This is a genomic window from Streptomyces sp. NPDC058469, from assembly GCF_042721125.1.
In the GTDB taxonomy this organism is placed as follows: domain Bacteria; phylum Actinomycetota; class Actinomycetes; order Streptomycetales; family Streptomycetaceae; genus Streptomyces.
On sequence record NZ_JBHXME010000005.1, the window covers coordinates 182,913 to 189,152 of the forward strand.

At 71.2% G+C, this 6,240-nt stretch carries 5 protein-coding genes; all 5 read left to right on the plus strand.

The window, feature by feature from the left end; genetic code table 11:
- Positions 1–25 precede the first annotated feature (25 nt).
- The 5 genes from ACFWP5_RS05380 (at position 26) to ACFWP5_RS05400 (ending at position 6,075) form a co-directional block, all read left to right on the plus strand.
- On the plus strand, positions 26–1,258 hold the full coding sequence (locus ACFWP5_RS05380; protein ID WP_384150522.1) for an ROK family protein: 1,233 nt from the start codon (positions 26–28) through the stop codon (positions 1,256–1,258).
- 177 nt (positions 1,259–1,435) lie between these two features.
- A complete protein-coding gene (locus ACFWP5_RS05385) occupies positions 1,436–2,941 on the plus strand; it encodes an APC family permease (RefSeq protein ID WP_384150525.1) in 1,506 nt (501 codons plus the stop codon).
- A complete protein-coding gene (locus ACFWP5_RS05390; RefSeq protein ID WP_384150528.1) occupies positions 2,938–3,951 on the plus strand; it encodes an acetamidase/formamidase family protein in 1,014 nt (337 codons plus the stop codon). Before ACFWP5_RS05385 ends, ACFWP5_RS05390 begins: the two co-directional genes overlap by 4 nt.
- A gap of 50 nt (positions 3,952–4,001) precedes the next feature.
- The gene (locus ACFWP5_RS05395) at positions 4,002–4,601 is read left to right on the plus strand and encodes an N-acetylmuramoyl-L-alanine amidase (protein ID WP_384150531.1); all 600 of its coding nucleotides are present in this window, start codon (positions 4,002–4,004) and stop codon (positions 4,599–4,601) included.
- Between the two features lie 196 nt (positions 4,602–4,797).
- Positions 4,798–6,075, plus strand: coding sequence for a GAF domain-containing protein (locus tag ACFWP5_RS05400; protein WP_384150534.1), 1,278 nt, complete (start codon positions 4,798–4,800; stop codon positions 6,073–6,075).
- Positions 6,076–6,240: the final 165 nt, after the last annotated feature.

The window sequence follows — 6,240 nt, forward strand, 5'->3', positions numbered from 1 at the left end:
ACACCGACCGAGGACTGACGGAGGCATGACCGCACCGCTGCACGAGGCGCATCCCGCCAGGCCCGGCCGTGCCCTGCCCGACACCCAGCAGGGCATGCGTCGGCGCAACCTCGCGCGCGTGATGCACACGGTGAGCGCCGAGGGTCCGCTCTCGCGCGCGGCCGTTGCTTCGCGCATCGGGCTGACCCGTGCGGCGGTGTCGACGCTGGTGGACGAGCTGATCCGGTCGGGGCTCCTCGAAGAGCTGGGCCCCGAGCGGCCCGGCCGGGTGGGCCGACCCGGATCGGCGCTCGCCGTCAGCGGGCGCGGTCCTGCCGGGATCGGCGCGGAGATCGGGGTCGACCATCTCGCGGTCTGTGCGGTCGATCTGCGCGGCGCGATACGGGCCCGTGCCATACGGCACGGCGTGAACCGCGGCCGCTCCCCCGAACCGGTGCTCGCGGAACTCACCGCGCTGGTACGGCAGGTCGTCGCCGAGGCGGACGCGGAGGGTCTGTGGCCTGCCGGGCTCGCGGTCGCCGTGCCCGGGCTGGTGGCACGCGACGGCCGTACGGTCGTCCGCGCCCCGAACCTCGACTGGCACGACACGGATCTCGGCGCGCTGCTGCCCGCCGAGCTGCCGCCCACTGTGGACAACGAGGCCAACTTCGGCGGGCTCGCCGAACTCTGGCTGGGCGAGACCACTCCGCGCGACTTCCTGCATGTGTCGGCCGAGATCGGCATCGGCGCCGCGGTCGTGGTCGACGGAGGGCTGCTGCGCGGAACACGGGGATTCGCGGGCGAGTTGGGGCATGTCCCGGTGCGTCCCGACGGGCCGGAGTGCGCGTGCGGCGGGCGTGGCTGCCTCGAACAGTACGCGGGCGAGGAGGCGGTGCTGCGCGCCGCAGGGCTGAAGCCCGGCGCGGACCGGGTCGGTCTTCTCGCGACGCGCGCGGCCGACGGCGACGAGGCGGTACGACGTGCTCTGCACGACGCCGGTACGGCGCTCGGCATCGCACTGACCGGCGCGGTAAATCTCCTCGATCCGCAGCTGGTGGTCCTGGGCGGCGCGCTGTCCGGTCTCGCGCCCTGGCTACTGCCGTCCCTGGAGGCCGAGTTGGCGCGCCGCACGGCGGGGCCCGCCTGTCCGGTCTCGGTGTCGCTGCTGGGGCCCGAGGGTCCGCTGCTGGGGGCCGCGCACTCGGTGGTGCGGGCCGTCCTCGACGACCCGGCGGCGGTGGCCGAACGGGCTGGGGACAACGTGGCCGAACAAGCCTGAAACACAGCCGACTTCACTCGTCCGAGTGATCGGGTTATCCACAGTTCCGCCGCCGTCCACGGAAGCACGCCACGCCCTACTGCCCAACCCGCAAGCGCCGTACCGTGATTCACGCGAGGCGCAGCCGTCGTCTCGTGACGGCAGTGTGCGGGTGCGGATGGACGAGGGAGGATTCGCGTGTCGGGGGAGACAGTTCGAGGGCCACAGACGGCTGCGGGGTCGCTGCGGCGGGATGCCGTCGGGCTGCGCGAGGTCCTCTTCCAGAGTGTCACGGCGATGGCACCGGCCGCCGCGGTCGCCGCGTCGATCCCGTCGGGCGCCGCCTTCGCGGGCGGAAGTCTGCCGCTGTCGGTGCTGATCGCGCTGGTGGCCTGTCTGTTCACCGCCTCCTGCGTGGCCGAACTGGCCCGCGAACTGCCCGCCGCCGGCTCGGTGGCCACCTATGCGGCGCAGGGACTGCATCCGGCCGTCGGCTTCCTGGTCGGCTGGGGCTACGTCTTCGTGGAGGCCCTGGTCCCACCGTTGCTGCTCCTCCAACTCGGGTTCACCACGGCGGGCACCCTGCACCAGGAGTGGCCCTCCTATCCGGAGAACCTGTGGTGGCCGTGGGCACTCGCGGGCGCCGCGATCATCGCGGCGGCGGGCTGGTTCGGCGTGCGTGCCTCCGCCCGCTTCGGCACGGTCCTCGGGGTCTTCGAGATCCTCGTCTTCCTGGTGTTCGCCGTCTGGCTGATCGGCAAGGCCGGTAGCGCCAACACGCTGTCGGTGTTCGGTACTTCGCACACCGGCAAGGACTACTCGGGGCTCGGCGGAGTCTTCGCCGGCTCGGTCTACACGGTGCTCGCGTTCGCCGGGTTCGAGGCCGCCGCACCGCTCGCCGAGGAGACACGGGACCCGCGCCGGACGATGCACCGCGCGGTGCTCGGCGCGGCCCTCGGGATCGGCCTGTTCTACGTGCTGACGACCTACGCCATGACCGTGTACTTCGGGCCGGACCGCTTCAGCGGATTCGGAGCCTCCGGAGCGGCGTCCTGGGAGGGGGTGGCACGCGCGTCGTTCGGCCTGTTCTGGGTGCTGGTGTTCCTGGCCGTGGTCAACTCGACGATCGCCAACGCCAACGCGTGTGCCACCGTCTCGACGCGCACGGCCTTCGCCCTGGCCCGCATCCGGGTACTCCCCCGCGTCCTGGCCACACTGCACCCACGCCACCGCTCCCCCGTCGCCGGAATCGCCGTACAGACCCTCGTCGCGGTGGGGGCCGTCCTGGGCCTCGGCTTCGGCTACGACCCGGTGACCGCGTTCCTCCTCCTGGCCACGGTGATCGTCACCGTCGTCATCGGCGTCTACATCGTCGTGAACCTGGCCTGCGCGGGCTACTTCCTGCGCCGCAGGCGCGAGTTGCTCAAGCCGCTACGCCACCTGCTGGTCCCCCTCCTCGGGATCGTCGCGTTCGTCCCCGCCCTGCTCACCGCGGCAGGCCTCCCGGCCTTCGACTTCGTGACCGAACTGACCGCTCCCGTGTCCTACGCCGGACCGGTCGTCGGCATATGGATGGCGGCAGGGGTCGTAGTACTGCTCGTTCTGCTACGGCGCCACCCCGAGCGAATAGCCGAAACCGCCCGTGTCCATTTCGACGAAACCGCCTCCACCGGTCATCCGCAGAACGGAGCAGTACAGCCATGAACGACCCCCGGATCCTGACGGTGCGACCCGAACCGGGCGAGTACGCCTGGACGTTCGGCGGCGCCCCGCCCGTGGCGCGCATCGCGCCCGGCACGGTCCTCGACCTGTACACGGAGGACTGCTTCGCCGGACGGGTGCGGTCCGAGAAGGACCTGGTGTCCGAGGTGTGCGAGTTCCCGTTCCTGAACCCGCAGACCGGCCCCTTCCATGTGGAGGGCGCGGAGCCGGGCGACACGGTGGCCGTGCACTTCGTGTCGATCGAACCGGCCCGGGACTGGGCCGCCTCGACCACGGTCCCCCTCTTCGGCGCGCTCACCTCGACACACACCACGGCGACGCTGCAGCCGCCGCTTCCGGAGACCGTCTGGATCTGGCAGTTGGACCGGACCCGCCGTACAGCGCTGTTCCGCGCGCGTGACAGCGACATCGAGGTCGAACTGTCCCTCGACCCGATGCACGGCACGGTGGGCGTGGCCCCCGCCAACCTGGAGGTGCGCTCCGCGCTGGTGCCCGACGCGCACGGCGGGAACATGGACACGCCCGAGATGCGGGCCGGGGTCACCTGCTACCTCGGCGTCAACGTGGAGGGCGCGCTGCTCAGCCTCGGCGACGGGCACGCGCGGCAGGGCGAGGGCGAGACCTGCGGAGTCGCGGTCGAGTGCGCCATGAACACCGTGGTGATCGTGGAACTGCTCAAGGGGGTCGCCACGCCCTGGCCGCGCATCGAGTCGGACACGCACATCATCTCGACGGGTTCGGCACGCCCGTTGGAGGACGCGTTCCGGATCTCCCAGCTCGACCTGGTGCGCTGGTTGGTGCGCGACTACGGGTTCAGCGAACTGGACGCCTACCAATTCGCAACCCAGGCGGTCGAATCGCCGTTGGCCAACGTGTGCGACACCAACTACACCTGTGTGGCGAAGATCCGGAAGGAGTGGCTGCCCGCGCGCGAGACGCATCGCGGACTGCACGCGCGGCTGCGTGAGACCGCGGCGGCACTCCAGCACTGAGCCCGCCGCTCGCCCCGAACACCCCGAAGACCCTTGAAAGGCAAGCCGTAGTGGACCGTTCAAGACCGCTTCCGAGCAGGCGGCGCATCCTCACGGGTGCCGCGCTGGCCGCCGTACCGTACGCGTTACTTCCCGATGCGGAGGCCGGCGCGCAGACCCAGGCCGTCGACTATCCGCCGGCCGAGTGGCAGCCGGCGAGCACCTCCAACTACACGAAGTCCAGCCGCCCCACGGCTTATCCGGTCGACTACGTGATCATCCACGTCACGCAGGAGACGTATCCCAACACCCTTTCCATCTTCCAGAATCCGCAGAAGAAGGTGTCCGCGCACTATCTCGTGCGCTCGGCCGACGGGCATGTGGCGCAGTGTGTGCGAGAGGCCGACATCGCCTGGCACGCGGGGAACTGGGACTACAACACGCGCAGCATCGGTATCGAGCACGAGGGCTGGGTGGATCAACCCCAGTGGTTCACCGACGCGTTGTACGAGCAGTCGGCCAGGTTGACGGCGGCGATCTGCACGAAGTACGGCCTCCAGAAGGACAGGGCGCACATCATCGGGCACTACGAGGTGCCGGGCACCGACCACACCGATCCGGGGCCGAACTGGGACTGGACGCGCTACATAAGGATGGTCAATTTCGCCTGAGCCAAGGCGGATCCGAGCCGGTTCCGAGAGCGTTGCGGTTCGTTCGGGTCGTACCTGGTCGAAACGGTTGTCCGGATCGGTCTGCGGAGTAACGATGTCCGCATCCGTTGCGGCGCCGTATCGCTGTCGTGCTGCTGCCGCATCGCCGCCGTACCGCCGTTGTATCGCCGTGGTATCGACTTCAGGGGAGGCCGAGTTGACCGATCCATGGGTGGCCCTGGAGCCGGGGGCCGACCCTGCCGAGCGGGTGCGGGTGCTGCGCCGGGCGCACGAGACGTTCGCCGTGGCCGGTACGGTGCCGCAGCCGGTGCGGTCGGTGGTGGCCGATTCCTGGCGCCGTTCCGCGCGGGCCGGTGTCGGTCCCGAGGGCACGGCGAACGTGGAGCTCACGGACGGTGACCTGGGTGTCTATCGCGCGGAGCATCCGCTGGCGCGGGTGATGCCGCTGATACGGGAGTTGATGGGCACGTTCGCCGCGGACGGCGAGCATCTGCTCGCGGTGTGCGACGCGCAGGGCAGGCTGTTGTGGGTCGAGGGAGATCCGGCGACCCGGCGGAAGGCGGGCCGGATGAACTTCGTGCCGGGCGCGCGCTGGGCGGAGAACGCGGTCGGGACGAACGCGCCGGGTACGGCGGTCGCCGTGAACCGGCCGGTGCAGGTGTTCGCGGCCGAGCACTTCATCCGGCGGGTGCAGCCGTGGACGTGCGCGGCGGCTCCGGTGCACGATCCGCGTACGGGGCGGGTGCTCGGTGCCGTGGACATCACCGGCGGGAACGGGCTGGCACATCCGCACAGCCTGGGCTTCGTGCAGGCGGTGGCGCGGGCCGCCGAATCCCAACTGGCGCTGCTCGCCCCGGAACAGACACCTGTCGACGGGCCCGAACTGACGGCACTGGGCCGGGATGAGGCCCAGCTGTGCCTCCACGGCCGCAAGATGAGGCTGAGCCGCCGGCACAGCGAGATCCTGGTGCTGCTGGCCCGGCATCCCGAGGGGCTGACCGGCGACGAGCTGCTGTGCGCGCTGTACGAGGACGAGTCGGTTCCGCCGGTGACGTTGCGGGCCGAACTGGCCCGGCTGCGCAGGTTGTTGGGGCCGGGGCTGCTCGCCTCGCGTCCTTACCGGCTCACTTCGCCGGTCGAGTCGGATGTGGCGATCGTAGAGCGGCGGCTGGAAGGGGGTGCGGTCACGGGAGCGGCGACGGCGTACACGGGGCCGTTGCTGCCCGGTTCGCAGGCACCGGCGGTGGTTCGGCTCAGGACCCGTCTCGCGGACGGCCTCCGTACGGCGCTGATCGCCCGCCGCGACCCCGACCTGCTGGCGGACTGGGCGCACGCGCCGTGGGGCGAGGACGACCTCGACGTCTGGCGGGCGCTCGCGGCGATACGGCCGACGGCACCGGTGCGTTCGCGACTCGTCGCGCTGGAGTCAGAGCTGGCGGCACCGTCCGGGTGGTCACGGCAGGCGGGTCGCTGACGTAACCCGTGCTCGACGCAAGGTACTTGGCGCCGGGCCCACCCTCCGACTCCCGGCGCCCAACCCGCCCCCGGCTTCCGGCTTCCGGCTTCCGGCTTCCGGCTTCCGGCTCCCGGCTCCCGGCTCCCGGCTCCCGGCTCCCGGCTCCCGCGCAACGTACATGCC